This is a genomic window from Gabonia massiliensis (assembly GCF_001403595.1).
Classification (GTDB): domain Bacteria; phylum Bacteroidota; class Bacteroidia; order Bacteroidales; family Coprobacteraceae; genus Coprobacter; species Coprobacter secundus.
In genome coordinates, this window is record NZ_LN877940.1 from 235,580 (window position 1) to 260,876 (window position 25,297).

Below are 25,297 nucleotides of genomic sequence, written 5' to 3' on the forward strand. Positions count from 1 at the left end.
CTGCGTCATAAAAAACTCAATAGCCTTTGAGAAGTAGAAGAAGAGATAAGATATTTTCTAAACGTTTTTTTAAATAATGATTAGCATTGTTTATATGTTTCTTTATCGTGTTGATTGAGATATTTAATTTTTCAGCAATCTCTTTTTGTGAAGCTCCTTTCAGGCTTTCGAGGTATACACGTTTACAGGAGTCGGGCAGTTCGCTGAAGGCTTCATTTATAAGCGCATATATTTCTGATTCTATAATTTTATTAATTATAGCGTCTTCAGATTCTTCAAATGATAGTTGACTCAATCTTTCTTCGTTTATCTTTTGGTCCCGTATAAAATTTAGCATTCTATTTCGAACGGTCCGATATAAATAAGTCTTAAAGCTTGCTTCATTGATGTATGTTTCTTTTTTCTCCCAAAGCTTCATCCATATGTCTTGTAAAAGATCGCAGACTTGTTCTTCGTCAGGATGGTATTGCATGGCGAAATGTTTTAATGCTGTGAAGTGGGCTTCATATTCTTGTTGAAAAACATGAATATTACCTAAATCAATTATATGGGCATTGCGATTGGCCATTCTTTGGGAATAAAGATATTTATTAAGTTTTCGAAGTTATTTATCTATTTTATAAACATTTTGTAACTTTTTCGGATACAAAGATATAAAAATTAAATTTATCCAACCTCAATAAGGTATTGTATGTTTAGACTAAGATTTTTTTTGAGTCTAATTTATCTGTTTTCCTGATATTTTGACTGTTTTGCTTGAACATTTATTTTGTACCGGTTGTTTCAATTGTAATTCTTAAATAAATCAGATATATGAAAAGTATTAAAGGAACGCTGACAGAGCAGAACCTGTTAAAAGCTTTTGCCGGTGAATCGCAGGCTCGTAATCGCTATTATTTATTTTCTCAGACAGCTAAGCTTGAGGGATATGAGGAAATTGCAGGAGTATTTTTTGAGACAGCAGAGCAGGAACGAGAACATGCAAAACGTTTTTTTGATTTTATGGAGGGGGGGATGGTCTCTATAACGGCTGAATATCCTGCCGGAAAAGTAGGAACAACTGCAGAAAATCTTTTGGAAGCGGCTGAGGGTGAATTGCTGGAATGGTCGGCTTTGTATACGGACTCTGCGGGTATTGCATTGGATGAAGGCTTTAAAGATATTTCTGTCGCATTTAAAATGATTGCGAAAGTGGAGGAATTCCATGAATGGCGTTATCGAAAATTGTTATCTCGTCTTAAAGATGATACAATTTTTAAACGAGAGGAGCCGATAAAATGGCAATGCCGTAATTGTGGGTTTGTGTATGAAGGGAAAACTCCTCCAGAAAAATGCCCGGCATGTCTTCATCCAAAAGCTTTTTTTGAACCGATGCGTGATAATTATTAAAATTCGTAATCTCAATATACTAAAATTCCATAGTTAGAAATTTGATGTAAAGATTTCCAACTATGGAATTTTAGTATATAAATTTTTAGTCTTTATTTTTTTTGGGATAGTCTATTGTGTAATGCAATCCTCGGCTTTCTTTTCTGGCCATAGCTTGTTTTATAATAAGGTAACCGACATTTATGAGATTTCTAAGTTCACATATTTCTCGAGAAACAACCGAGCGTGAAAACAGATTTTCTGTCTCCCGATAAAGTATTTCGAGGCGATCCATGGCTCGTTTTAATCTTAAATTAGATCTTACAATACCTACATATGCCGACATTATTTGCTCTACTTCACGTACGCTTTGTGTAATTAATACCATTTCTTCTGGCAAGGAAGTTCCTTCATCATTCCAGTCAGGTATTCCTTCTTTAATTTTTATGTTAGGTAGAGATTTTACAGCATGCTTTGCTGCGGCATCGGCATATACTACGGCTTCGATGAGTGAATTCGATGCCAATCTGTTTGCTCCATGAAGCCCTGTACAGGAACATTCTCCTACAGCGTATAGGTGCTCTATGGAAGAGCGGGCGTCCAAATCGACTTTGATACCTCCACAAAGGTAATGGCATGCAGGTGCTACAGGAATGAAATCTTTAGTAATGTCAATGCCTAAAGTCAGACATTTTTGATAGATATTGGGGAAATGTTTTTTGGTTTCTTCAGGATCTTTATGAGTGACGTCAAGATAAACACATTCGTCACCCCTAATTTTCATTTCATTATCAATAGCACGAGCTACGATGTCGCGAGGAGCTAAAGAACGGCGGTCGTCATATTTTTGCATAAATTCTTTACCATCTTTGGTTTTTAGTACAGCTCCATATCCACGCATAGCCTCCGTTATAAGGAAACTGGGGCGTTCTCCGGGATTATAGAGTGCCGTAGGATGGAATTGAATAAACTCCATATCTTTTACTTCCCCTTTTGCACGATATACCATAGCGATACCGTCTCCGGTGGCTACTGGAGGGTTTGTTGTTGTACTATATACGTTGCCAATACCTCCTGTTGCGATTAGTGTCGTTTTGGAAAGGAAGGTATGAATATGATTTGTTTTTTCGTCCAATACGTATGCGCCATAGCATTCGATATTATCAGAATGTCTGTTTACTTCTATCCCTAAATGGTGTTGAGTGATAATTTCTATAGCGAAATGGTTTTCAAATACTTTGATTTTCGGATGCTTTTTTAAGGCTCTGATAAGGCTGTCTTGTATTTCGGCACCTGTGTTATCCCGATGATGTAGTATACGAAATTCAGAATGTCCACCTTCTTTGTGAAGATCAAATTCTCCTTTTTCATTTTTATCAAAATCGACCCCCCAACTTATCAATTCTTCTATTTGTCCGGGAGCTTCTCGTACTACTTTTTCAACAGCAGCTCGGTCACTGATATAATCACCAGCAATCATCGTATCTTCGATATGTTTCTCAAAATTATCGACTAAAGTATTTGTGACTGATGCAATTCCTCCTTGAGCATAAAATGTGTTCGCCTCTTCGAGCCCAGTTTTACAGATAACGGCAACTTTACCTTTTTCGGCAACTTTTAGAGCAAAACTCATTCCGGCGATACCCGAACCGATAACGAGAAAGTCAAATTTGTGTACCATTTTACTTTATTTTCAATTACAATATGGCTATAGGTCATATTGTATGTTTCCAAAAGACAAAAGTACAAAATAACTGGTAATTTTGTATCTTGCACCCAAAATCTATTTTATGCAACGTACGTTTAAATCAAAAATAGGATCGTGGATGTATGTACTGATCCTATTTTTCTCTTTTTTCTTTTTTATAGCTATATGGGAAAGGTATATCATTTGGGCTGTTATTATGGCAGTAATTGATATCTGGCTCATATCCATGTTGTTACATACAGAGTATATAGTTCTGCCGGATGAAACACTTCTTTTAAAGTCGGGGTATGCTCCTCGTTATCGGATAAAAATAAGCGATATAGTGTCGGTTGGTTATTCGAAGAATGCCCGATTGGGTTATGCTATTTCGTTTGATCGTCTTGTCATTACGTGGAATAGTGGACGATTACGGCATGAACAGGTATCGCCCCGGGATAAAGAGGCTTTTATTATTTTGTTGAAAAAAATAAACCCGTCAATAATTGTGGAGGATTATAAATGAAAAGTGTAAAAATTAAGGTATTAGTAATAATAGGTGTGGTAGCTTTGGTCATGGCTTGTAATGTTAGGAATGGAAAGGTTGAACAGGAAATTCGGGATGCTTTTGATATGGGTTTATCTTCTTGGGTAGTTGAGGATGAGTCTGATTCTGCTGTTTTTGAGTTTCATCATGATACTCTTTTTATAAAATCTCCTGCAGGTCTAACTTTGTGGTATAATCGTAAACTCTTGGGGGAGTATCAAATATCTTATTTCATTTCTTTACAAATAGAGGGGGGAGGGCGCCTCTCTGATATGAATTGTTTTTGGGCTGCAACGGACCCTCTAAATCCGGATGATTTTTTCGCTCGCTCCGGTTGGAGGCATGGAATTTTTAGCCGTTACAATTCTCTGAATATGTATTATGTCGGATACGGGGGTAATAATAATACAACTACCCGTTTTAGAAAATATTATGGTAAATATTATAATGTTGATAATAATAAAATTAAACCTCTTATTCAGGAGTATATTGACGCTGAACATTTGTTACAGCCCAATAGATGGTATAAGGTTATAATTACTGTAGCTAAAGGAAAAACTTCTTTTGAAGTAAATGGAGAGAAATTATTTGAACTTACGGATAAAGAACTTTATTCAGACGGATATTTCGGTATTCGCCTTCTTTCAAATCGAGCTGCTATTACGGGATTTACAATCCATTATTTATAAAACGAGAGTGAAACATACTTCACTCTCGTTTTATAAATTAAACATTGAATCTAAAATGCATGATATCACCGTCTTGTACGATGTAATCTTTGCCTTCTACATTCATTTTTCCTGCTTCTTTACAAGCGGTTTCTGAACCTAATGCTATATAGTCATCATATTTTATAACTTCGGCACGAATGAACCCTTTCTCGAAGTCTGTGTGTATTATCCCTGCGCATTGGGGAGCTTTACTGCCTTTAATATATGTCCAGGCACGTACTTCTTGAGGTCCTGCAGTGAAGTAAGTTTCAAGATTCAATAGTTTATAAGCTGCTTGTATCAAACGGGATACTCCAGATTCTTCTAATCCTATTTCATTCAAGAACATTTGTCTTTCTTCATAAGTTTCAAATTCTGCAATTTCCGATTCTATTTTTGCAGCGACTATTAGTATTTCGGCATTTTCGTCTTTTATAGCTTCTCGCACTTCTTCAACATAGTGATTTCCGTTTACAGCACTATTTTCATCTACATTACAGATATACATGACCGGTTTACTGGTCAGAAGAAACAATTCTTTGGCTATTTTCTGTTCATCTTTTGTTTCAAAAGTGACAGTACGGGCGGATTTTCCTTGTTCAAGAGCTTCTTTGTATTTCCGTAATACTTCATACATCAGTTTCGCATTTTTATCGCCACCTGTTTGTGCTTGCTTTTGGACCCTGTCGATGCGGCTATTTATAGTTTCAAGGTCTTTTAACTGGAGTTCAAAGTCGATGATTTCTTTATCTCTTACCGGATTGACACTGCCATCTACGTGCGTTATATTATCGTCATCAAAACACCTTAGTACATGTAATATTGCATCTGTCTCACGAATATTAGCAAGAAATTTGTTTCCTAATCCTTCTCCTTTACTGGCGCCTTTTACTAAACCTGCGATGTCAACAATTTCAACAGTGGTCGGAACAATGCGTTGGGGATTTACGAGTTCGGCAAGTTTGTTGAGCCGGTTGTCGGGAACAGTAATTACTCCTACATTGGGTTCTATCGTGCAAAAAGGGAAATTTGCCGATTGAGCTTTTGCGTTAGATAAACAGTTAAATAAAGTGGATTTTCCTACATTAGGCAAACCTACTATACCACATTGTAATGCCATTTATATTTTATTTTGGTTGTGTTAAAAACTCAGACTTGAGAGTCCGGTTTTATTATATTTTGTAATTTTCATTTCTTGACTGCAAAGATAGCCAATCTTTTAATATTTGAACCGTATCTTTTGGGTTAATACTTTACTTTAATAGTTTCCTATGTTTAAAATTTTAAGTTTTTTTTCGTATTTTCGATAAAATATGGTTAGTAAAGTAAATCCTATAAGGGCAAATGGCGCTCCCACTAGTGCTGGATACTGATATCCCATACCGGCTTGAAGAGGTAATCCTCCACAGTATGCACCGATGGCATTTCCTAAATTAAATGCTACTTGTACACTGGCTGCACCTAACATTTCTCCGCCTTTTGAGTGCCTGATAAGCAAAATTTGTTGAGGACTGGACAAAGCAAATAAGCATGTTGTACATAGGCACATCAATAAAACAGCAAGCCAGGATATATTTGATAGCAAAAAAATAAGTAATAGTATAATACAGATACAACCTTGAGCAAAAGCTGCTGCACGTCCGGGTGTATAATGGTCTGAAAATTTGCCTCCCATTAGGTTTCCTACTACCATTCCAAATCCTGCAAAGACCATTAGTAGTGTAATACTGTGAGGAGAGAAGCCTGCGACATTGGTCAGTAACGGATTTATATAACTATACCAACAGAATACGCCTCCGTTACCTAACATGGTCGCGAAGATAAGGAGCCAAGGTGCAGGAGATTTTAGAAAACGGAATTGACCTTTGAATCCTGTATCTTTAATATTTTCAACTTCAGGAACCCAACGCCAGATGTAATAGAAAATGATAATTCCCCAAAATCCGACCAATAAAAACGTCATTCGCCAAGAAATAGCTGTACTTAAGGAGGTTCCTAAAGGAACTCCGAATAAATTGGCAATAGTCATTCCTGCAACCATAATAGATACGGCTTCAGAGCCTTTCCCTTTGTCTGCTAGTTTTTCTGCTACAATGGATGCAACACCGAAATAAGCACCGTGTGGCAATCCTGAAATGAAACGGGCAAATATCATAAAAATGTAGTTTGGAGATAAAGCTGCACAGATATTTCCTATCATTATGATGTTTGTCAATACTAATAAAATGTATTTTAACGGGTGTTTTCGAGCAAGAATGAGCATAGGAGCTCCGACACATACACCTAGGGCATAGGCTGAAATTAAATGTCCGGCTTGAGCTATACTGATGTTTAAATCAGAGGCTATGTCTGGAAGGATGCCCATCATGACAAATTCGGCAATGCCTAATCCTAAGGTCCCGAATGCCAATGCAATAAGACTTTTCTTCATAAAATTTTTCTTTTGGCCGGCAAAATTAATAGTTTTTGAAAAGAAAAAGTTCTGGAAGATATAATAATTGAGCATTTTTAATTATTGTAATGGAGTTGGTGGAGCATAATAGTTCCTGTTTGCGAACTTAGTGTAGAGATTTTGTGTTATAGAGATACAAATATATAGTCATGGATATAGAAAAATCAGATAAGTTTGCGGGAAGTTTGATAGATTTTATTAAACAAATATTGACAGAATTTGGAGTTTCTCGTTTCCACTTGGATGAATGGGAAGAAATGATTTATGTCGTATTAATAATCGGCATATCGTTTATGATTGGGTGGATATCTCGCATTATTATCCATTACATCTTTCTTCGTTTGCTTTCTAAAAGTAAAAGTGACATTTTACGTATATTGGTGGAAAGAAAAATTTTTTCAAGGTCTGCTTCTCTTATTCCTCCATTGATGATTATTTCTTTATTGCCATTTGCGTTTGAAGAGTCGCCTCATTTGTTGTCAGTGATTACACGGTTTTGCTGGATATATTTGATAATCGTTTTTGTGATATATATAAATATGTTCCTAACAACAATTTGGCATATTCTCTCGCGAAGTGATGCAATGCGAAATCGTCCGTTGAAGGGATTGCTACAAATTACAAAAGGTATAATTGCAGGTTTAGCAACCATTGTTATTGTTTCATTGTTAATCAATAAATCACCAATGAACTTGATTACCGGATTGGGAGCTTTCGCAGCTGTTCTTATGTTGGTGTTTAAAGATAGTATTTTAGGTTTTGTTGCAGGAGTGCAATTGGCTCAAAATGATATGATAAGAAAGGGCGACTGGATTGTTGTTCCTGGAACTCAGGTAAATGGAGTAGTGATGGATATTACGTTGAATACAGTGAAAGTACAGAATTTTGATAATACTACATTGACAATTCCTCCTTATACATTGATTTCCGGTTCGTTGCAAAATTGGAGAGGAATGGCCGATTCAGGAGGAAGACGCATCATGCGTTCGTATACCATCGATATGAATGGGATACGTTTTTGTACTCCTGATATGTTGGAAGAATGGAAAAAGATACCTTTATTGACAGATTATATAAATAAAAAGCAAGAGCAACAAGCTGAAGGAAAGGTGCAGAATACAGAAAATTCTGCAGGTTTGGTAAACGGTACGATTGAGACAAATTTGGGGGTATTCAGGGCATATATGACTCTTTATTTAGAGCAACATCCATTTGTAAATAAGAATTTGACACTTATGGTGCGAACACTTGCTCCTGATGCAAATGGCATTCCGCTTGAGGTATATTGTTTTTCGGCTGATAAGGTATGGGAGAGTTATGAATCGATACAGTCTGAAATTATGGAACATTTTGTCTCTATCATGCCCCGTTTCGGATTACATGTGTTTCAAAATGCGTCTGGAAGAGATTATTGGGCTCAGGCCTATATTTCTGCCGGAAAAGATCCTGATATAATGCTGAATAGTATTACAAAGGAAAATAAAGCTATTGACGTAGATAATACCGATGCCCCGAAAACGAATTAAATTCTTATATTATTTGTCGATTTAGAAGAATTTTTATTCCTTTTTGGATTGAAGCAAGACCAAAATTTTCAGGATGTATCTGTTCTTTAGGCATAAACTGGCAAGATTCGACATCATCTTGGGGTACAAGGAGCTGGAGCGACGTTACTTGACATAAAAAAAACAAATCAATTGTATGGACTTCAAATCCCGAATATAGATAAGTATTAGGCAATGAGAATAAGTATTGAGCGTTTGTTACGGAAAGTCCGGTTTCTTCTTTTATTTCTCTGGCGACAGCCTCTTCTGCTGTTTCAAATGAATCCATAAAACCACCCGGGAGGTCAAGCATACCTTTGGCTGGTTCTTTGGCTCTTCGACAGACCAAAATATCTCCTTTCTCATTTGTGATAATACCTACAACAGCTCCTTTAGGATTGAAATAAAGAACAAAACCACAGGCCTCACACCGCTTGGACTGTTTATTATTTTCAATAAAATGTCCAGAGCCGCATTTAGGACAAAATTGGAAAAGCCGTAATGGATGGTTAAAAGTTTCCACAGTTAGAATTTTTATTTCTTTTTTGATATGGTTTCTTTGGCAACAGGATTTAGTATGTTTTTATATTTGGTCTGGTTACTCAGTATTTCTATTGCTTTTTTGGAATCGTCGTCGGTTTTTAATGATTGTATTATTTCTCCTTTTTGATAATAGTAGCGTTTTACAATTTCTAATGAAAGTAGTTCTTCTATGTCTGAGCGAGAGATATTTAAATCTTTATCCAGATTATGGTTCAGTTTTTTTTCTAAAGCGTTAAATTCTTCGGTTGCATCATCGAGGTATCCTTCAAATTTAGCAACTTCTTTCAGGTTCTTTAATATTTTTTCGCTTTGCTTGTCGTATGTGAAATTTTTGGATTTAACAAAGGCCTTGAAATCTTCGAAATCCTGGTCAGTTAATTTGAAGTCTTTTACAGGAGCTATTGAAGGGTGTTTTAAGGCATAATCTGTAGCAAAATCGAAAAATAACATATCGTTTAATAAATAGAATGCAATATTTCCTTTTTTATTTTCTATGCTATCATTTCTGGTCTTAATATCTGGATTGATACCTCCACCATCACGAACAATACGCCCATTGGCTGTTTTAAAAGCCGTAGTAAGACTATCGGGAATTCGGCCTACACTTCCGTCCGGATTCCGGTGAGAGTAATCTATGGCTTGTATAAGTCGTCCACTGGGGATATAATATTTTGCAGTTGTCACTTTTAATGTTCCGTTATAAGGTAAGGACCGGGTAGATTGTACTAAGCCTTTCCCGTAAGTGCGTTCACCGATGATAACAGCTCTATCGAGGTCTTGTAATGCACCAGCCACAATCTCGGATGCAGAAGCAGAGCCACTATTGACCAATACAGCTAAAGGTATTGTTGTATCAATGGGTTCTTGGGTCGTTTTATAAGTGCGGTCCCATTGTTTTATTTTACCTCGAGTAGAAAGGACTTCTTTACCTTTGGGAACAAAATAATTTACAATTTGTACTGCTTCATCTAAAATCCCTCCACCATTGCCTCGTAAATCGAGAATTAAGCCTTTTATATTATGGTTCTTTTTTAAGTCTAATAATGCACTTTTTACTTCACTTGCTGCTTTATCGGTAAAGCTTGTAAGATATATATATCCTATGCTGTCACTTACTACTCCATGGTAAGGAACTGCATTCATAACTATTTTTTTTCTAACGATTTCTTTGGTTATAGGTTCTTTAGTTCCTGGGCGTTCTACTGTAACTTTTACTACTGTGTTGGCCACACCTTTTAACCGTTCGCTGACTTGAGATGAAGAGAGACCTTCTAATGACTTACCATCTATTTTTATAAGTTTGTCTCCGGCTTTCAATCCGGCCAGTTGTGCAGGCATGCCTTCATATGGTTCTGAAATATAAGTCGCACTGTCTCGAGTAACGATAAGAGACCCGATACCACCGTATTCTCCCGTAGTGATAAATCGAAAATCTTCTTGTTCAGATTCCGGTATATAATTTGTATAAGGGTCGAGACTGCTTAACATTGAGTTGATACCTCTTGATATTGTTTTTTCGGAGTTGATAGTATCTACATAGAACATATTCAATTCTTTATAAAGGGCATTGAATATTTCGAGATTTTTGGAAATTTCAAAGTTGCGTTTATCAGGCCCCGCTGAGGAAGCAGCCATAATGATAAGAAAAGCAATTACAATTGATATTGTAGTTTTATAGAATAAATGTGCTTTTTTCATATTCTAAATGTTTCGTATTTGAACTATTCTTTTTGTTAACGTGTAAAGTTAAAAGTCAAAAATGAAAGAATACCTTTTTCTCCCTTATTTTTCACTAAAAAAAATGAATTTAATTGTTTTTGTAGTCAAAAAAGGGTTTTAAGATTCGAAAACATTACACTGTTCTTTCTTTTGTACCAGGATATTCACCTCTTTTTTTATATTTTCCCAGCGAGCATCATCCATTTTTGTTCCGATTACTTCAATGACATTACCGGATAAAATAGAACCTATTTCTCCGGCGGTATCTAATGAATAATGTTGGGATAAAGCGTATATGAATCCTGCAGCATATAAATCACCAGCTCCTGTAGAATCGATACATTTGGCTGGAGTTGCTTTAACGTTAAAAATTTCGTTTCCTTTTTGTATAATAGAGCCTTGCGAGCCACATTTTACAATAGCTATTTCACAATCTTTAGCCAATATGCTTACTGCCTTTTGTGGCTCTTCTCCTGTATATGCAAGTGCTTCTTCTTCATTAGCAAAAGCTATATCAACATATTCTTGTATTAGCTCTTTGAAAAATTCTAAATTAGCGTTTACGATATTATAGCTTGCCATATCGAGAGAAATTTTGAGTCTGGCATTTTGTGCCAACTTTACGGCTTTTCGTATAAGTTTAGGATCTTGTACAAGATAGCCTTCGATGTGCAGCATATCATACCCGTAAAACATATCTGGATGTAAATCTTCGGCAGAAAGTGTTGCTGCTGCGCCTAAGTAGGTACCAAATGTACGTTCTCCGTCTGGAGTAATCATAGTCATGGCACACCCTGATGCTATGTTGCTTTCTTGCAAATAGGTGACAACCCCATTGTTTTCCATGTCTTCTTTGTAGAAGTGCCCATAGCTATCTTGTCCTATTTTTCCAATGAACCCTGCAGATATACCCATACGAGTCAGTCCGGAAATGGCATTGGCTGCGGATCCACCCGAAGCTAAAACCGTGTCGAAGTCTTCAAATGTAGACATAATTTTTAGCAATTTGTCTTCATCTATAAGTTGCATACCACCTTTAAGCAACCCCATTTCATTTATACATTCATCAGATTGTAACGTTGCTAATACATCTGTCAGGGCATTTCCTAGTCCTAAAATTTTCATTAAAATTATTTTTAACAGCACATAAATATCCGAAAACTTGTCTTTTAAGATTGATATTTATATTGCTTAATCTATGACAAGTTTTTTATCTCCGAAAAATTTTTTGCAAATATATTGCATAATTGGAAATAACACATTACTTTTGCACTGCATTTTTAAGGAAATGTGAACTTCTTCAGTAGCTCAGTCGGTTAGAGCATCTGACTGTTAATCAGAGGGTCGTAGGTTCAAGTCCTACCTGAAGAGCAAAAAGGCTTGTAGAGATACAAGCTTTTTTTGTTTTTATGTTTAAATCCAGCTTGGTTATGTTGCTTTCGGGTAAAAAGAGTTCGAATCAGGTATTTGTAATATTGTTAATGGGATGTTTTTTCTGAAGTCCGACTATAAAAAAGTGTTTTCTGTTTTTGATGTACAGAAAACACTTATATAAATCAGATTTGTTATTAATAATTCGAGATATTACATTACTTTATTGTGGGTGATATTCTACAAAGGCTTCTATAGCTTCGTATGACGCCAAACCTAATTGCGTATATAGATTGGCTGTAGCCCGGTTCCGATCTTCAGAACGTTGCCAGAATAAGCGTTCATCATCGCCTAAAAATGGAGCATTTTCCATTTGAGATTGATGTTTCAGAATAGAGTTCCTTTTCTGACGAAGTTCTTCAGGACTGATAGGTACTGCCATTTCTATGTGGTCGATTTCCCATTCAGCCCATGCACCTCGGTACATCCATACCCGGCAATTTTTCATCCACTTGTCATTTTTAACATCATCTATGGCTGCTAATACAGCATCCAAACAAACTCGGTGGGTACCATGAGGGTCTGCCAAGTCTCCGGCAACAAAAATTTGATCGGGTTTTACTTCCAATAATAAATTTTTTACAATGTCTCGGTCTGCTTCAGATAATTCTCCTTTTTTTATAGTTCCTGTTTCGTAGAATGGCAGTTGTAAAAAGTGTACATTTTCCGGTTTGACCCCAATATAATTACATGCTGTGCGGGCTTCGCCTTGACGAATTTGACCTTTTAGATAACGTATTAATTTTAAGTCTATATCTCCATCTTTTTTTTGCTTTACAAATTCGGTGATTTCTTCGAGTTTAGCCATTGCTTCAGGAGTCTCGAATTGAAATTCCTTGGCGATACTTTGCATAAGCATGACATAACGCATCATATCTTCGTCTCCTACAGCTATATTGCCAGAAGTTTCATATGCGACATGTACATCATGATGTTGGTCAACGAGGCGTTTTAATGTTCCTCCCATAGATATGACATCATCGTCAGGGTGAGGGCTGAATACAATTACTTTTTTGGGATAAGGTTTTGCTCTTTCGGGACGGAAGGTGTCATCAGCATTAGGTTTTCCTCCGGGCCATCCGGTAATTGTATGTTGAAGGTCATTGAATATTTTGATGTTGACGTTGTATGCCGATCCGTAAAGAGCCAATAACTCACTAAGACCGTTGTCATTGTAGTCTTTGTTCGTAAGTTTTAAAATGGGTTTTCCAGTAATTTTACATAACCAGACAATAGCACGGCGGATTAGTTTGTCATTCCATTCACAAGAAGTTACCAGCCAAGGAGTACTTATTCGAGTTAGATTTTCTGCAGCTGATAAATCCAGTACAACTTTAGCGTCTTTATGAAGTTGCAGGTAACTTGCGGGTAAAGCATCGGTGACATTTCCTTCAATAGCACCTTTTATTATGGCAGCTTTATTTTCACCCCAAGCCATAAGAATTAGTTTTTTAGCTCCTAATATAGTAGAGATACCCATCGTGATAGCACTACCAGGTACGCTTTCTGTCGAAGAGAACATCCCGGAAGCATTGTGGCGAGACTCGCTTCCGATAAGCATAAGACGGGTAGAAGAGTTTGCTTGAGAACCGGGTTCATTGAATCCGAGATTTCCTAATGGACCGATTTCAAGAAGAGCAAGATCTAAACCTCCATAATTTTCAATGCTTTTTTCATACTCTTTACAGAATTCGAATACACCTTCTTTTTCAGTAGTTCCTCGGGGAGTAAATACGTTGGTTGGGTCTATATCTACTTGATTGAGTAGAGTTTCCTGTAATATACGAGTTGTACCGGGAGCTGTTTCGTCTAAAGGATAAAATTCGCTGATATTAAATACTATGACGTTAGAAAAACTTAATTTCTCGTCTCTGTGCAAGCGAACTAACTCTTTATACACAGAATGAGTTCCCGGTCCAGAACCTAAAGCCATTACACAAAAACGTCCCTCTTTTTTACGGTTACGAATCAGGTCAGATACTTCTTTGGCAATTTGAGATGACCCCTCTTCTGTACTTTCATAAATTTCGGTCTGAATTTTCTCAAAACGGGTAAGGGCAGTCCGTTCAAAAGCATTGGCCGGTCGATAATATCGTTTTGGTGTGCGGTCAAGCTTGATTTGAGAACTTAAATTAGCTTTCATAAATGTGTGTATTTTTAAGGTGAATAGCAAAGGTACATCTTTTTTGTGTTTTTGAACAAATTTCAGCATAGTAAATAATAGGTATTTTACCTTGTTTTTGTATTATAAAAGTACCAAAATTTTGAAACTCTGCCTTTATGTATTTTATCTGTTAAAATTATGTGTAATCCATATAAAATGTTTACTTTTGACGAATAATGAGATGGTGTATCTTTCTAAAAGTACATGAGAGTGATATACCATGATATCGATGGAACACATTAAAACTATACGATTATGAGATTAATTATTCAGCCCGATTATGAGAACGTATCTCGATGGGCCGCTAATTATGTAGCTGCACGCATCAATGAGTTCAATCCGACTGCTGGAAAGCCTTTTGTTTTGGGACTTCCAACAGGGTCCTCACCTTTAAAGATGTATAAGAATTTGATTGAGCTTAATAAAAAAGGAGTAGTATCTTTTAAGAATGTAGTTACTTTTAATATGGATGAATATATAGGTTTGCCAAAGAATCATCCGGAAAGTTATCATTCTTTTATGTGGAACAACTTTTTTAATCATATCGATATTAATCCGGATAATGTAAATATTTTGAATGGAAATGCTGAGGATCCGGTAAAAGAATGTGAGCGTTATGAGGAAAAAATCAAATCAGTAGGAGGTATTGATTTGTTTTTGGGAGGAATTGGTCCTGACGGACATATTGCGTTTAATGAACCGGGATCATCTTTGACGTCTCGGACACGCGTTAAGACTTTGACGCAAGATACGATTATTGCAAATTCTCGTTTTTTTAATAATGATGTGAACCTTGTCCCTAAAACGGCTTTAACAGTTGGTGTAGGTACGGTTATGGATGCAAAAAGTGTTTTGATTATTGTAAATGGTCATAATAAGGCTCGTGCTCTTCAACATGGGGTAGAAGGTGGTATTTCCCAAATGTGGACCATCAGTGCATTACAAATGCATAAGTATAGTATCATAGTTTGTGATGAAGCTGCTACAGCAGAACTGAAGGTGCAGACTTATAAATATTTTAAGGATATAGAAAAAGACAATATCAATCCTGACACATTGATAAAATAATTTCATGTTGCTAAAAAAGACAAAAACAGCCTATTCATTGAATAGGCTGTTTTTGTCTTTTTTAGTGGGCCTCTAACCAATTTTTACCGATTCCAGAATCTGCAATTAGAGGGACTTTTAATTTATAAGCATTTTCCATTTCTTCCTTAACAATCTTACAAACTTTTTCTATCTCATCGATATATACATTAAAGTTAAGCTCATCATGGACTTGCAAAATCATTTTAGAGCGAAGGCCTTCTTGCTCAAATCTATTATATATACGTACCATTGCTATTTTTATGATATCGGCGGCACTTCCTTGTATTGGAGCATTGATTGCATTTCTTTCGGCATATCCTCTAACTATCGCATTTTTTGAATTGATATCGGGTAACATTCTTTTGCGTCCGCTTATCGTTTCGACGTATCCTTTTTCACGAGCTATATCAATACTTTTGTTCATGTATTCTTTTATATGAGGGTAAGTTTCGAAGTATCCATTGATAAGTTCTTTTGCTTCACTTCTGGGAATATTTAGTCTATCGGACAATCCGAAAACTGATATTCCATAAATAATGCCAAAATTAGCTGTTTTTGCTTTTCTTCGCATATCCTTACTAATTTCCGAAATAGGTATTTTATAGATTTTGGAGGCGGTGATAGCATGTATATCTTCTCCGGAGCAGAATGCATCTATCATGTTTTGGTCTCCGCTTAAATCTGCCATTATTCGGAGTTCTATTTGAGAATAATCAGCAGAAAAGAACACACAATTTTTGTCGGGGATAAATGCTCGTCGTATTTCTTTTCCTTCGTCATCTCGTATGGGTATATTTTGAAGATTGGGATTACTGGAGCTTAATCGGCCAGTTGCTGTGACTGTCTGATTAAATGAAGTATGTATTTTCCCTGTTGTGGGGTTTATAAGTTCAGGTAATGCGTTGATATATGTACTAAGAAGCTTGCGGATACCTCTCTGTTCCAGAATTTTACCGACAATGGGATGTTTTGAACGTAGTTTTTCAAGCACTTCTTCTGTTGTGGAATATTGACCTGTCTTTGTTTTCTTTGCTTTTTCATCTATTTTGAGCTTGTCAAATAAAATTTCTCCGACTTGTTTGGCTGAGCTGACATTAAATTCGGTACCAGCCATTTCGTAAATCTCTTTTTCGAGGATATCAATTTTATTTGAGAGTAGGAGAGAGTATTGGGAAAGAACTTCAGTATCAACATTTACTCCGGTAATTTCCATTTCACTTAATACTCTGACTAAAGGCATTTCTATGGTATAAAATAGATTTTCCAGGTTTTCTTTGTGGAGTTCTTTTTCCAGTACATTTTTTAGTTTTAAAGTAATGTCTGCATCTTCAGCTGCATATTCACAAATTTTTTCAAGAGGAACATCTCTCATGGATAGTTGTCCTTTTCCTTTAGGACCTATAAGCTCCTCTATCGGAATAGTTTTGTAGTGTAAGTATACTTCAGCCAAGTAGTCCATGTTATGTCTTTGCTCTGGTTGTAAAAGGTAATGGGCAATCATCGTATCGAAAAATTGACCTTTAACAGTGATGTCATAATTCTTCAATACGATATAGTCGTATTTAATATTTTGGCCGATTTTTAAAGAATTTACATTTTCTAATGCTTCTTTGAAGATATTAACAATGCGTTTTGCTTCTTCTTTGTTTGGGGGAATAGGTATGTAATATGCTTCATTTTCTTGCAGAGAAAAAGACAAACCGACTAATTCTACTCTCATCGGTTCGATACCTGTTGTTTCTGTATCAAATGCAAACGAATCAGCGAGATTTAATTTTTGGGCTAAATCTTGCATTTTGTTCTCATTATCAATTAAATAATAATAGTGTGGGGTCGATTTTAACTCGCTGAGAATTGAATATTTTTTTTCATCTTGGAAGTTGTCTGTAAATACGTCAAAGAGGGAGCCTTGAATGGGTGCATTTGTAATAGTTGCTTTGTTAATAGTTTCACCCAATACTCTTTCTGCTAAATTTTTGAATTCAAGCTCATCGAAGATTTCGCGAAGTTTGTCGGCATCTACTGGACAACGGCAGAGTTCTTCTTCGTCAAAGGTCAAAGGAACGTCCGTTTTTATAGTGGCCAGGAATTTTGAAAATTTTATTTGTTCAATATTTTCTTCTACTTTTTTACGGAGAGCACCTTTAAGTTTATCTGTATTGTTTAGTAATTCTTCTATGCTTCCAAATTCTTGTATCAATTTAGTTGCAGTTTTTTCTCCAATTCCAGGACATCCGGGTATATTATCTGAAGTGTCTCCCATCAATCCCAAAATATCAATAACTTGTTTGGGCTGTTCGATTCCGAACTTTTGTTTGATTTCTTCTATTCCTCTTATTTCAAAGCCATTACTTCCATATTTAGGTTTGTAGATAAAAATATGGTCTGAGACTAATTGCCCATAATCTTTGTCGGGAGTCATCATGTATGTGTCATATCCGGCTTTTTCGGCAAGTTGGGCCATAGAGCCTATTACATCGTCAGCTTCATATCCTGCTACTTCGATAATAGGAATGTTATAGGCTTTTATTATATCTTTTATAATAGGAATGGCTTTTCGAATATCTTCGGGTGTAGCTTCTCTTTGGGCTTTATATTGCTCGTAAGCTTTATGGCGGAAGGTTGGCCCTGCGGGATCAAACCCTACAGCGATATGTGTCGGATGTTCTTTTTTCAAAACGTCTTCAAGGGTATTTACGAAACCGAAGATTGCCGATGTATTTAATCCTTTCGAATTGATTCTCGGATTTTTGATAAATGCGTAATATGACCTGTAAATAAGAGCATACGCATCTAAAAGGAATAATTTTTTTTCTTGCATTTGTTCTGACGAATAATGAATGTATTTTATTTCTTTCAAGTTAAATATAGGATTTTTATCTGATATTTCGGGTAAATTTACAATAAATATGCAGATTCTTTTGTTTTATTACTATTTTTGCACATCATTAATGTAATATGGATAAGCTTTCGACAATACAGCAACCAATTCAGAAAGAACTGGAGAGCCTTAATATGACAATTAGGGCTGCTTTACAGACCGATAGTGATTTGATGAATTCGGTTGTGGACTATTATTTGGGTGTGAAAGGAAAGCAGATAAGGCCTTTATTGGTAATGCTTTCTGCCAGTTTATGTGGAAGTATAAATGAGTCGACAATCAATGCAGCTGCGGGTATAGAATTGTTACATAATGCCAGTCTTATCCATGATGATGTAGTTGACGAATCGTTACAACGCAGAGGACGAAAAACTGTAAATGGGGTATGGGATAATCGTATTGCTGTGTTGGTCGGAGATTATTTTGTATCTTGTGCTTTGAAGTGTGCCGTGAAAACGGGTATGATTTCAATAGTTGATACTTTGGGTACTTTAGGTAGAGAATTGGCGAGAGGGGAGATTGACCAAATATCTAATGTTGAACATCATTTAATTGATGAGCAAGCTTATTTTGATGTAATTCGGCAAAAAACGGCATCGTTGTTTGTCTCTTGTATGCAGATGGGGGCACTGTCTGTTTCTGCTCCGTTGGAAGAGACTTGCAAGTTGATGACTTTTGGGGAGAAATTGGGCCTTTGTTTTCAAATAAAAGATGATATATTTGATTATTATGAGGATACTTCTATTGGCAAACCTACGGGTAATGATATACGTGAAGGGAAAGTAACTTTACCTTTACTTTATGCACTGCAGCATGGCAATAAGGATGAGGCTGCCTTTATGAGTGAGCTCCTTAAAAAGAATGTATTATCTGCAGATGAGGTAAATTCCTTGATTATGTTCGCTCGGGGCAATGGGGGTATACAATATGCCGAGAATGTTATGGAGCGTCTTAGGAGTGAAGGATATGAAGTTTTATCAAGTTTTGGAGATACACCGATAACTGCATCTTTAAAATCGATTCTCGATTATACGATTGAGAGAAAAAAATAAGACTTGAAGAAGGAAGAAGATTAGAAAATATAGCCCTATGGAAAAGTTCTTTTCCATAGGGCTATATTTTAGGTTTTAGAAAAACTTCATCTCTTTTCCAGCGATAGAACTCAGTAAATTATTTGCTAAACGGCTGGCTCCAATCCGGAAAAATTGTTTATTGAGCCACTCCGGACCTAATATCTCTGAAACAATACAATAATATTTTACAGCATCTTCTGTCGTTACTATTCCTCCTGCAGGCTTGAACCCTACCATGCGACCAGTTTTGTCATGATATTCTTTAATGGCTTGGCACATGACGTATGCAGCCTCTAGTGTCGCAGCAGGCTCTAATTTCCCTGTTGAGGTTTTGATAAAATCTGCTCCTGAATACATAGATAGAATGGATGCTTTTTTTATGTTAGATGCAGTTTTTAATGCCCCGGTCTCAAGAATTACTTTTAAATGGGCATTACGACAAGCAGACTTTATTTCTTCTATCTCATCGCACATTTCTTGATATTCGCCAGCTAAAAATTCACCAACATTTATGACGATATCTATTTCGTCGGCTCCGTCAGCGACGGCCATGGATGTTTCAGCCACTTTTACTTCAGTAAACGTTTGAGAGGAGGGAAATCCTGCAGATACGGCAGCTATATTTACTTCTGATACTTCCAAGTTCATTCTTACGGTAGAAGTAAAATTGGGGTAAACACATATTGCTGCTACATTTTTCATGTCTGGATGTTCATTTTCGAAATCATTTACCCTTTTGGTAAATGCTGCTACCGAAATATTGGAATCGGTTGTTTTTAATGTAGTCAAATCGATACAGCTGAATAAGAGCTGATATATCTCGCTTCGGCTATTTTTTTCCAGGTTGTCACGTAAGATTTTTTCTACATTTAGCTTTACTGTTTCGTCGTTCAGCTCAGTAGCGTATCCTTTAAGGGTCTCGTTGTATTTGTCCATTTTAATGAAGTTTAGGGTTATTGATATGTCGGTCTTTATCTCTTTGGGATTTCTTTTCTAAATTTTTTTGTAAGGCATCAGTCAAATTTATACCAGTTTGATTGGCGAGGCATAGAAGGACCCATAAAACATCGGCCATTTCATCTCCCAAATCCATGTCTGTCTCCTTATTTTTAAAGGATTGATCTCCATATTTTCTGGCTATTATTCTGGCTACTTCACCAACTTCTTCAGTAAGAATCGCCATATTGGTTAATTCACTAAAATAACGAACACCATACTCCTTAATCCACTTATCAACAGTTTCTTGTGCTTCTTGTATTGTCATTTTATTCTTTATTTTTAGAGTCTATCCAAATTGTGACCGGGCCATCATTAAGCAATTCTACTTTCATATCGGCTCCGAATTCCCCTGTTTTAATATCGTGGTTGATTTCCTGGGATATATATTGGCAAAATCCTTCATACATGGGTATGGCATGGTCAGGCTTTGATGCTTTTATGTATGAAGGTCTATTGCCTTTTTTGGTTGAGGCATGTAGCGTGAATTGGCTGACAACTAAGATTTCTCCATCTATATCTCGTACAGATAAATTCATGATGCCATTTTTATCATCAAATATTCGTAGGTTTATTATCTTTTTTGCTAACCACAAAGCATCATCTAATGAGTCTGCGTCTTCCACTCCAACTAATATAAGGAGACCTTTTTTTATGGATGATTTTAGTTTGCCGTCGATGCTGACAGACGCATGTTGTACTCTTTGTATTAAAGTTCTCATATTAATTCATTATAGACGAAGATACACTTTTATTTTATAAAACTAAAGTATTTATTCTTTCTTTTTTTGTAATGCATTTATAAGAGTGTTGGCTTTAGAACTTCCTATAAGTTCTGTAAGTTCGTTTAATGAAGCTTCTCGTATGCGTTTTACACTTTTATAATGAGTGAGCAATAGGTTTTTGGTCTGAGGTCCTATTCCTTTGATAGTATCCAATTCTGAGGTAACTTGAGATTTGCTACGTTTATCTCTATGGAAGCTTATAGCGAACCGATGTACTTCATTCTGTATTTGTTCCATAAGATGAAAGAGTGGGGTTTGTTGTTTAAGCCCTATTACAAGGGGAGGGAACCCGAATAGTAATTCCGATGTCCGGTGTCTATTATCTTTTGCTAAACCTGCGATCGGTATGTTCAGATGGAGTTCATCTTCAACAACTTTTCTCACTACTTCCATTTGACCTTTGCCTCCGTCGGTGATTATCAAATCAGGTAGCGTAGTTCCTTCATCTATTGCACGTTGATAACGTCTTCTTACAACTTCTTGCATTGAAGCATAATCATCAGGACCATTTACTGTTTTTATAATGTATTTTCGGTAGTCTTTTTTCGATGGTTTGGCCTTTTTGAATACAACACAGGCAGCGACTGCATCAGAACCTTGTATATTTGAGTTATCGAAACATTCTATTTGTAATGGGAGCTTTTGTAGACCAAGTTCTTTCTGTATTTCTTTCATCAGGCGTGTGCTTTTTTGCTCCGGATTCATTTTTTCTGATTGTTTCAATTTGTCGATTTTGTACTGTTTTACGTTTTGTTCGGATATTTCAAGTAATTTACGTTTATCTCCTCTTTGTGGAACGATAAATTCGGCATTTTCAAATTTCAAATCAGGTAGAAAAGGCACAATAATTTCTTTAGATAAGCTTTTGAATCGTGTACGGAGCTCAGCTATTCCTAATGCTAAAATATCTTCTTTTGCTTCGTTTAAACGTTTTTTGAATTCTATTGTAAAGCTTTGTACGATGGATCCGTTACGGATGTGTAGATAATTTACAAATGCAGAATTCCCGTCTTCATCGTAAGAGAAAACATCTGTATTATGGATGGTCGTACTTACTATGACTGATTTGGCCCTATATTTTTCGATAAGTAAATATTTTTCTTTGACCGATTGAGCCTCTTCAAATTTTAGTTCAGAAGATAGTTTTTGCATTTCGGCAACTAAGTGGTCACATAATTGTTGGGTATTACCATTTAGGATTTGTCGTATTTGAGAAATATATTCCATGTATTCGGTTTCATTTTCATAGTTTTCACACGGGCCTTTACAGTTTTTGATATGATACTGAAGGCATACTTTGAATTTTTTTTTCTTTATATTTTCGGGAGTAAGGGCTAAATGGCAAGTCCGTATGGGGAATAAATCTCTGATTAATTCGAGTACTGTTTTAGCAATATGTACATTGGCGTAAGGCCCATAGTATTTAGAACCGTCTTTTATGATTTTCCGAGTTAAGAATATGCGGGGAAAGTGCTCATTTTTGATAGTGATCCAAGGATACGTTTTATCGTCTTTGAGCAATACATTATATCGAGGTTTATATTCTTTAATGAGGCTGTTTTCTAAATGTAATGCATCTTCTTCACTTTTTACTACGATATATTTTATATCACAAATATTTTTTACTAAGACATTCGTTTTGATAGAGTCATGAGTTTTGTTAAAATAGGAACTGACTCGTCTTTTTAAATTTTTAGCTTTCCCAACGTAAATTATTTTACCCTCTTTATCGAAATATTGGTATACCCCTGGCGTATCGGGGAGGAGGGCAAGAATGTTTTTAATATGTTCTTTTTTTTCGGTCAAGATACTTAATATTTGATGAGAGCTTCAATTTCAATTTCAGATGGAAAGACGTTCCTCCCTTTTAGAAATTCTAATTCTATAATGAAATTTACATATATTTTTTGGGGGTTAAATCGTTTTACTAAATTATATGCAGCGAGCATTGTTCCTCCAGTAGCTAATAAATCGTCGTGTAAAACAATTATGTCGTTTGAGTCTAATGCATCTTTGTGTATTTCTATTGTATCTTTCCCATATTCTTTGTCATAGCTCTCGCTCCACGTGTCTGCAGGTAGTTTGCCAGGTTTTCGCATTGGAATAAATCCTGCTCCTAAATTATTCGCTAAAATAGGTCCCATTATGAACCCTCTTGATTCTATACCTACAATTTTAGTTATGTTTTTGCCTTTATATAAATCAGTCAATAAAATACTGAGTTCATGTAAGCACTCTGGGTCTTTAAATACGGTTGTTAGGTCTCTAAATACGATGCCTTTTTGTGGAAAATCGTGTACGCTGCGAACTTTGTTTTTAATTTTTTCTATTGACATAGTTGTATATTTGTTTGTTTATCTGTATTTTAAGTGGCTTATCTAAAGCTTTTCTTTCTATTGTTCCACGTGAAACATTATCGTCCTAACAGTATCAAAAGAATATTGATGTCACTTGGCGATATGCCGGGAATTCTTGATGCTTGTGCAATAGTATCCGGATTTATCCGTGCCAATTTTTGTCTTGCTTCTATTGATATTTGTTTTATGGAATTATAATCAAATTTGTCTTTGATTCGTATATTTTCAAGTCGACTGATTTTATCGGCAATCATTTGTTCTCGCTCTATATAACCTTCGTATTTCATTAAAATCTCGGCAGCTTCGATAATCTCTTCTTGTCTATTAGGAATTTTTTCTAATTGATCTTGTAAAGCGGGAATAATAGAGGCTACAGATTTTACTGTCAGTTGAGGCCTTAGTATTAGGTCTATTAGTTTTACTCCTTGTTTTAAGGGAGATGTTCCCATTTGTTCTAACTGGCTGTTTATATACTGAGCTTTTACCGAGTAGTTGCGAGAAAAGTTGATAATACGATCTCGATGTTCTTTTTTCTCGATTAATTGCCTGTATCTTTCTTTAGAGGCTAATCCTATTTTAAATGATTTCTCGGTTAGTCGCATATCCGCGTCATCTTGGCGCAATAGTATTCTATATTCGGCTCGTGAGGTAAACATACGATATGGTTCATCAACACCTTTTGTTACTAAATCATCGATAAGAACTCCTATATATGCTTCGTTTCTACCTAAAATAAATTCATTATTCCCATGGCATTTTAAGTGAGCATTTATTCCGGCAATGAGACCTTGTCCGGCGGCTTCTTCATATCCTGTAGTCCCGTTTACTTGTCCTGCAAAAAATAACCCGTTTATTGCTTTGGTTTCTAAAGTGTGTTTTAGTTGTGTCGGATCAAAGTAATCATATTCGATTGCATATCCGGGTCTATATATTTGGATATTTCGGAATGCTGGTATTTTTTGTAGAGCATTCAACTGTACGTTGAGAGGTAGAGAGGAAGAAAAACCATTTAGATAAAATTCATGGGTTGTTTCACCTTCTGGCTCTAAAAATAATTGATGCTCAGTTTTATCTGGAAAAGTGACTATTTTTGTTTCTATACTTGGGCAATAGCGAGGACCTATACTTTTTATTTGTCCGTTGAAAAGGGGAGAATCTGGCAGGCCCTCTTTCAATATTTTATGTACTTCTTCATTGGTATATGTAATCCAACAACTTTGTTGTTTTAATTTTCTAGGTTCAAAATTGAGGTATGAGAATTTATGAAAATCGTTTTCTCCGGTTTGTTCTGTCAAGAGATTGAAGTCGACACTTCGTCCATCTATGCGTACAGGAGTCCCGGTTTTCATTCGTCCAACAATAATACCTTCTTCTTTTAATTGTTCGGATATTCCGTATGATGCAGGTTCCGAAATTCTTCCACCGGGGAGTTGCGTTTTACCGATATGCATTAGACCATTCATAAATGTTCCGGATGTAATGACTACTGATCGAGCTGTGAAAGTTACACCCATGCTAGTTATCACTCCGGTAATAGTATGTTCTTTTATGATAAGTTTGTTTACAGTATCTTGCCAGATGGAAAGATGTTCGGTATTTTCGATTATTCTACGCCAAGTCTCAATAAATTTGGCTCGGTCATTTTGTGCTCGAGGACTCCACATTGCAGGACCTTTCGAGCGGTTTAGCATTCGGAATTGTATCGCTGTTTGGTCAGTGACAATACCGGTAAATCCTCCTAAAGCATCAATCTCTCTTACAATTTGCCCTTTTGCTATACCTCCAATAGCAGGATTGCAACTCATTTGGGCTATTTTGTTCATATCCATTGTGATGAGAAGTGTCTCTGAACCGAGATTTGCTGCGGCACATGCAGCTTCGCAACCGGCGTGTCCTGCACCTACTACTATCACATCATAATTGAATTTCATATAATAACTCTTTTCTGTATTAA

The 25,297-nt window shown here is 36.1% G+C and carries 21 protein-coding genes and 1 tRNA gene; 7 read left to right on the forward strand and 15 right to left on the reverse strand.

Annotated elements, in window-relative coordinates:
- Positions 1–16: 16 nt before the first annotated feature.
- Entirely contained in the window at positions 17–568 is a 552-nt protein-coding gene (locus tag BN2628_RS11015; RefSeq protein ID WP_044226637.1) for a sigma-70 family RNA polymerase sigma factor, read from the reverse strand.
- Between the two features lie 245 nt (positions 569–813).
- On the opposite strand from BN2628_RS11015, the gene rbr reads away from it, so the two are divergent.
- On the forward strand, positions 814–1,389 hold the full coding sequence (rbr, locus tag BN2628_RS11020; RefSeq protein ID WP_021931732.1) for a rubrerythrin: 576 nt from the start codon (positions 814–816) through the stop codon (positions 1,387–1,389).
- Between the two features lie 85 nt (positions 1,390–1,474).
- Here rbr and nadB read toward each other — a convergent pair whose 3' ends face one another.
- Positions 1,475–3,049, reverse strand: coding sequence for an L-aspartate oxidase (gene nadB, locus BN2628_RS11025; RefSeq protein WP_044226639.1), 1,575 nt, complete (start codon positions 3,047–3,049; stop codon positions 1,475–1,477).
- A gap of 145 nt (positions 3,050–3,194) precedes the next feature.
- Here nadB and BN2628_RS11030 point away from each other — a divergent pair, with 145 nt between their 5' ends.
- Positions 3,195–3,578 carry a PH domain-containing protein gene (locus tag BN2628_RS11030; RefSeq protein WP_157256088.1) on the forward strand — a complete coding sequence of 128 codons (384 nt, stop codon included), beginning with the start codon at positions 3,195–3,197 and terminating at the stop codon, positions 3,576–3,578.
- Positions 3,575–4,288: a DUF6250 domain-containing protein gene (locus tag BN2628_RS11035; RefSeq protein WP_044226642.1), complete on the forward strand. Its 714-nt coding sequence runs from the start codon at positions 3,575–3,577 to the stop codon at positions 4,286–4,288. Before BN2628_RS11030 ends, BN2628_RS11035 begins: the two co-directional genes overlap by 4 nt.
- A gap of 37 nt (positions 4,289–4,325) precedes the next feature.
- Here the strand turns inward: BN2628_RS11035 and ychF are convergent, their stop codons facing one another.
- The gene (gene ychF / locus BN2628_RS11040) at positions 4,326–5,429 is read right to left on the reverse strand and encodes a redox-regulated ATPase YchF (protein WP_044226645.1); all 1,104 of its coding nucleotides are present in this window, start codon (positions 5,427–5,429) and stop codon (positions 4,326–4,328) included.
- Positions 5,430–5,567: 138 nt separating this feature from the next.
- A complete protein-coding gene (gene araJ / locus BN2628_RS11045; protein ID WP_044226999.1) occupies positions 5,568–6,740 on the reverse strand; it encodes an MFS transporter AraJ in 1,173 nt (390 codons plus the stop codon).
- A gap of 170 nt (positions 6,741–6,910) precedes the next feature.
- Between araJ and BN2628_RS11050 the strand changes: the two genes are divergently transcribed.
- Positions 6,911–8,287 carry a mechanosensitive ion channel family protein gene (locus BN2628_RS11050; RefSeq protein WP_044226648.1) on the forward strand — a complete coding sequence of 459 codons (1,377 nt, stop codon included), beginning with the start codon at positions 6,911–6,913 and terminating at the stop codon, positions 8,285–8,287.
- A 4-nt stretch (positions 8,288–8,291) separates the two neighbouring features.
- On the opposite strand, the gene BN2628_RS11055 is transcribed toward BN2628_RS11050, so the two are convergent.
- The 3 genes from BN2628_RS11055 to BN2628_RS11065 all read right to left on the reverse strand — a co-directional run bounded on the left by BN2628_RS11055 (position 8,292) and on the right by BN2628_RS11065 (position 11,692).
- The gene (locus BN2628_RS11055; RefSeq protein ID WP_021931740.1) at positions 8,292–8,828 is read right to left on the reverse strand and encodes an NUDIX domain-containing protein; all 537 of its coding nucleotides are present in this window, start codon (positions 8,826–8,828) and stop codon (positions 8,292–8,294) included.
- 11 nt (positions 8,829–8,839) lie between these two features.
- Positions 8,840–10,546 (reverse strand): S41 family peptidase, encoded by a 1,707-nt coding sequence (locus BN2628_RS11060; RefSeq protein WP_044226651.1) that lies wholly within the window; start codon positions 10,544–10,546, stop codon positions 8,840–8,842.
- A 138-nt stretch (positions 10,547–10,684) separates the two neighbouring features.
- Complete coding sequence (locus BN2628_RS11065; protein WP_044226654.1) at positions 10,685–11,692, reverse strand: adenosine kinase; 1,008 nt, start codon at positions 11,690–11,692, stop codon at positions 10,685–10,687.
- Between the two features lie 172 nt (positions 11,693–11,864).
- On the opposite strand from BN2628_RS11065, the gene BN2628_RS11070 reads away from it, so the two are divergent.
- Positions 11,865–11,938: transfer RNA gene (locus BN2628_RS11070), tRNA-Asn, on the forward strand.
- A gap of 223 nt (positions 11,939–12,161) precedes the next feature.
- On the opposite strand, the gene BN2628_RS11075 is transcribed toward BN2628_RS11070, so the two are convergent.
- Positions 12,162–14,141 (reverse strand): glucosamine-6-phosphate deaminase, encoded by a 1,980-nt coding sequence (locus BN2628_RS11075; protein ID WP_044227002.1) that lies wholly within the window; start codon positions 14,139–14,141, stop codon positions 12,162–12,164.
- 276 nt (positions 14,142–14,417) lie between these two features.
- Between BN2628_RS11075 and nagB the strand changes: the two genes are divergently transcribed.
- Positions 14,418–15,230 carry a glucosamine-6-phosphate deaminase gene (gene nagB, locus BN2628_RS11080; RefSeq protein ID WP_044226657.1) on the forward strand — a complete coding sequence of 271 codons (813 nt, stop codon included), beginning with the start codon at positions 14,418–14,420 and terminating at the stop codon, positions 15,228–15,230.
- Between the two features lie 61 nt (positions 15,231–15,291).
- On the opposite strand, the gene polA is transcribed toward nagB, so the two are convergent.
- On the reverse strand, positions 15,292–18,072 hold the full coding sequence (polA, locus tag BN2628_RS11085) for a DNA polymerase I (RefSeq protein WP_044227004.1): 2,781 nt from the start codon (positions 18,070–18,072) through the stop codon (positions 15,292–15,294).
- A 137-nt stretch (positions 18,073–18,209) separates the two neighbouring features.
- Between polA and BN2628_RS11090 the strand changes: the two genes are divergently transcribed.
- The gene (locus BN2628_RS11090; RefSeq protein WP_055097256.1) at positions 18,210–19,184 is read left to right on the forward strand and encodes a polyprenyl synthetase family protein; all 975 of its coding nucleotides are present in this window, start codon (positions 18,210–18,212) and stop codon (positions 19,182–19,184) included.
- 75 nt (positions 19,185–19,259) lie between these two features.
- Here BN2628_RS11090 and deoC read toward each other — a convergent pair whose 3' ends face one another.
- The 6 genes from deoC to mnmG all read right to left on the reverse strand — a co-directional run bounded on the left by deoC (position 19,260) and on the right by mnmG (position 25,274).
- On the reverse strand, positions 19,260–20,141 hold the full coding sequence (deoC, locus tag BN2628_RS11095) for a deoxyribose-phosphate aldolase (RefSeq protein WP_044226664.1): 882 nt from the start codon (positions 20,139–20,141) through the stop codon (positions 19,260–19,262).
- A gap of 1 nt (position 20,142) precedes the next feature.
- Positions 20,143–20,469 (reverse strand): nucleotide pyrophosphohydrolase, encoded by a 327-nt coding sequence (locus BN2628_RS11100; protein ID WP_021929378.1) that lies wholly within the window; start codon positions 20,467–20,469, stop codon positions 20,143–20,145.
- Between the two features lies 1 nt (position 20,470).
- Positions 20,471–20,923 carry a D-aminoacyl-tRNA deacylase gene (gene dtd, locus BN2628_RS11105; protein WP_044226669.1) on the reverse strand — a complete coding sequence of 151 codons (453 nt, stop codon included), beginning with the start codon at positions 20,921–20,923 and terminating at the stop codon, positions 20,471–20,473.
- A 51-nt stretch (positions 20,924–20,974) separates the two neighbouring features.
- Positions 20,975–22,795, reverse strand: coding sequence for an excinuclease ABC subunit UvrC (gene uvrC / locus BN2628_RS11110; protein WP_055097258.1), 1,821 nt, complete (start codon positions 22,793–22,795; stop codon positions 20,975–20,977).
- A 2-nt stretch (positions 22,796–22,797) separates the two neighbouring features.
- The gene (locus BN2628_RS11115) at positions 22,798–23,322 is read right to left on the reverse strand and encodes an adenine phosphoribosyltransferase (protein ID WP_021929375.1); all 525 of its coding nucleotides are present in this window, start codon (positions 23,320–23,322) and stop codon (positions 22,798–22,800) included.
- Positions 23,323–23,399: 77 nt separating this feature from the next.
- A complete protein-coding gene (mnmG, locus tag BN2628_RS11120; RefSeq protein ID WP_055097260.1) occupies positions 23,400–25,274 on the reverse strand; it encodes a tRNA uridine-5-carboxymethylaminomethyl(34) synthesis enzyme MnmG in 1,875 nt (624 codons plus the stop codon).
- Between the last annotated feature and the right edge of the window lie 23 nt (positions 25,275–25,297).

Excerpts from the sequence above, each read along its gene's own strand:
- BN2628_RS11015 (WP_044226637.1), bottom strand. The coding sequence starts at position 568 with ATGGCCAATCGCAATGCCCATATAATTGATTTAGGTAATATTCATGTT.
- rbr (WP_021931732.1), top strand. The coding sequence starts at position 814 with ATGAAAAGTATTAAAGGAACGCTGACAGAGCAGAACCTGTTAAAAGCT.
- nadB (WP_044226639.1), bottom strand. The coding sequence starts at position 3,049 with ATGGTACACAAATTTGACTTTCTCGTTATCGGTTCGGGTATCGCCGGA.
- BN2628_RS11030 (WP_157256088.1), top strand. The coding sequence starts at position 3,195 with ATGTATGTACTGATCCTATTTTTCTCTTTTTTCTTTTTTATAGCTATA.
- BN2628_RS11035 (WP_044226642.1), top strand. The coding sequence starts at position 3,575 with ATGAAAAGTGTAAAAATTAAGGTATTAGTAATAATAGGTGTGGTAGCT.
- ychF (WP_044226645.1), bottom strand. The coding sequence starts at position 5,429 with ATGGCATTACAATGTGGTATAGTAGGTTTGCCTAATGTAGGAAAATCC.
- araJ (WP_044226999.1), bottom strand. The coding sequence starts at position 6,740 with ATGAAGAAAAGTCTTATTGCATTGGCATTCGGGACCTTAGGATTAGGC.
- BN2628_RS11050 (WP_044226648.1), top strand. The coding sequence starts at position 6,911 with ATGGATATAGAAAAATCAGATAAGTTTGCGGGAAGTTTGATAGATTTT.
- BN2628_RS11060 (WP_044226651.1), bottom strand. The coding sequence starts at position 10,546 with ATGAAAAAAGCACATTTATTCTATAAAACTACAATATCAATTGTAATT.
- BN2628_RS11065 (WP_044226654.1), bottom strand. The coding sequence starts at position 11,692 with ATGAAAATTTTAGGACTAGGAAATGCCCTGACAGATGTATTAGCAACG.
- BN2628_RS11075 (WP_044227002.1), bottom strand. The coding sequence starts at position 14,141 with ATGAAAGCTAATTTAAGTTCTCAAATCAAGCTTGACCGCACACCAAAA.
- nagB (WP_044226657.1), top strand. The coding sequence starts at position 14,418 with ATGAGATTAATTATTCAGCCCGATTATGAGAACGTATCTCGATGGGCC.
- polA (WP_044227004.1), bottom strand. The coding sequence starts at position 18,072 with ATGCAAGAAAAAAAATTATTCCTTTTAGATGCGTATGCTCTTATTTAC.
- BN2628_RS11090 (WP_055097256.1), top strand. The coding sequence starts at position 18,210 with ATGGATAAGCTTTCGACAATACAGCAACCAATTCAGAAAGAACTGGAG.
- deoC (WP_044226664.1), bottom strand. The coding sequence starts at position 20,141 with ATGGACAAATACAACGAGACCCTTAAAGGATACGCTACTGAGCTGAAC.
- BN2628_RS11100 (WP_021929378.1), bottom strand. The coding sequence starts at position 20,469 with ATGACAATACAAGAAGCACAAGAAACTGTTGATAAGTGGATTAAGGAG.
- dtd (WP_044226669.1), bottom strand. The coding sequence starts at position 20,923 with ATGAGAACTTTAATACAAAGAGTACAACATGCGTCTGTCAGCATCGAC.
- BN2628_RS11115 (WP_021929375.1), bottom strand. The coding sequence starts at position 23,322 with ATGTCAATAGAAAAAATTAAAAACAAAGTTCGCAGCGTACACGATTTT.
- mnmG (WP_055097260.1), bottom strand. The coding sequence starts at position 25,274 with ATGAAATTCAATTATGATGTGATAGTAGTAGGTGCAGGACACGCCGGT.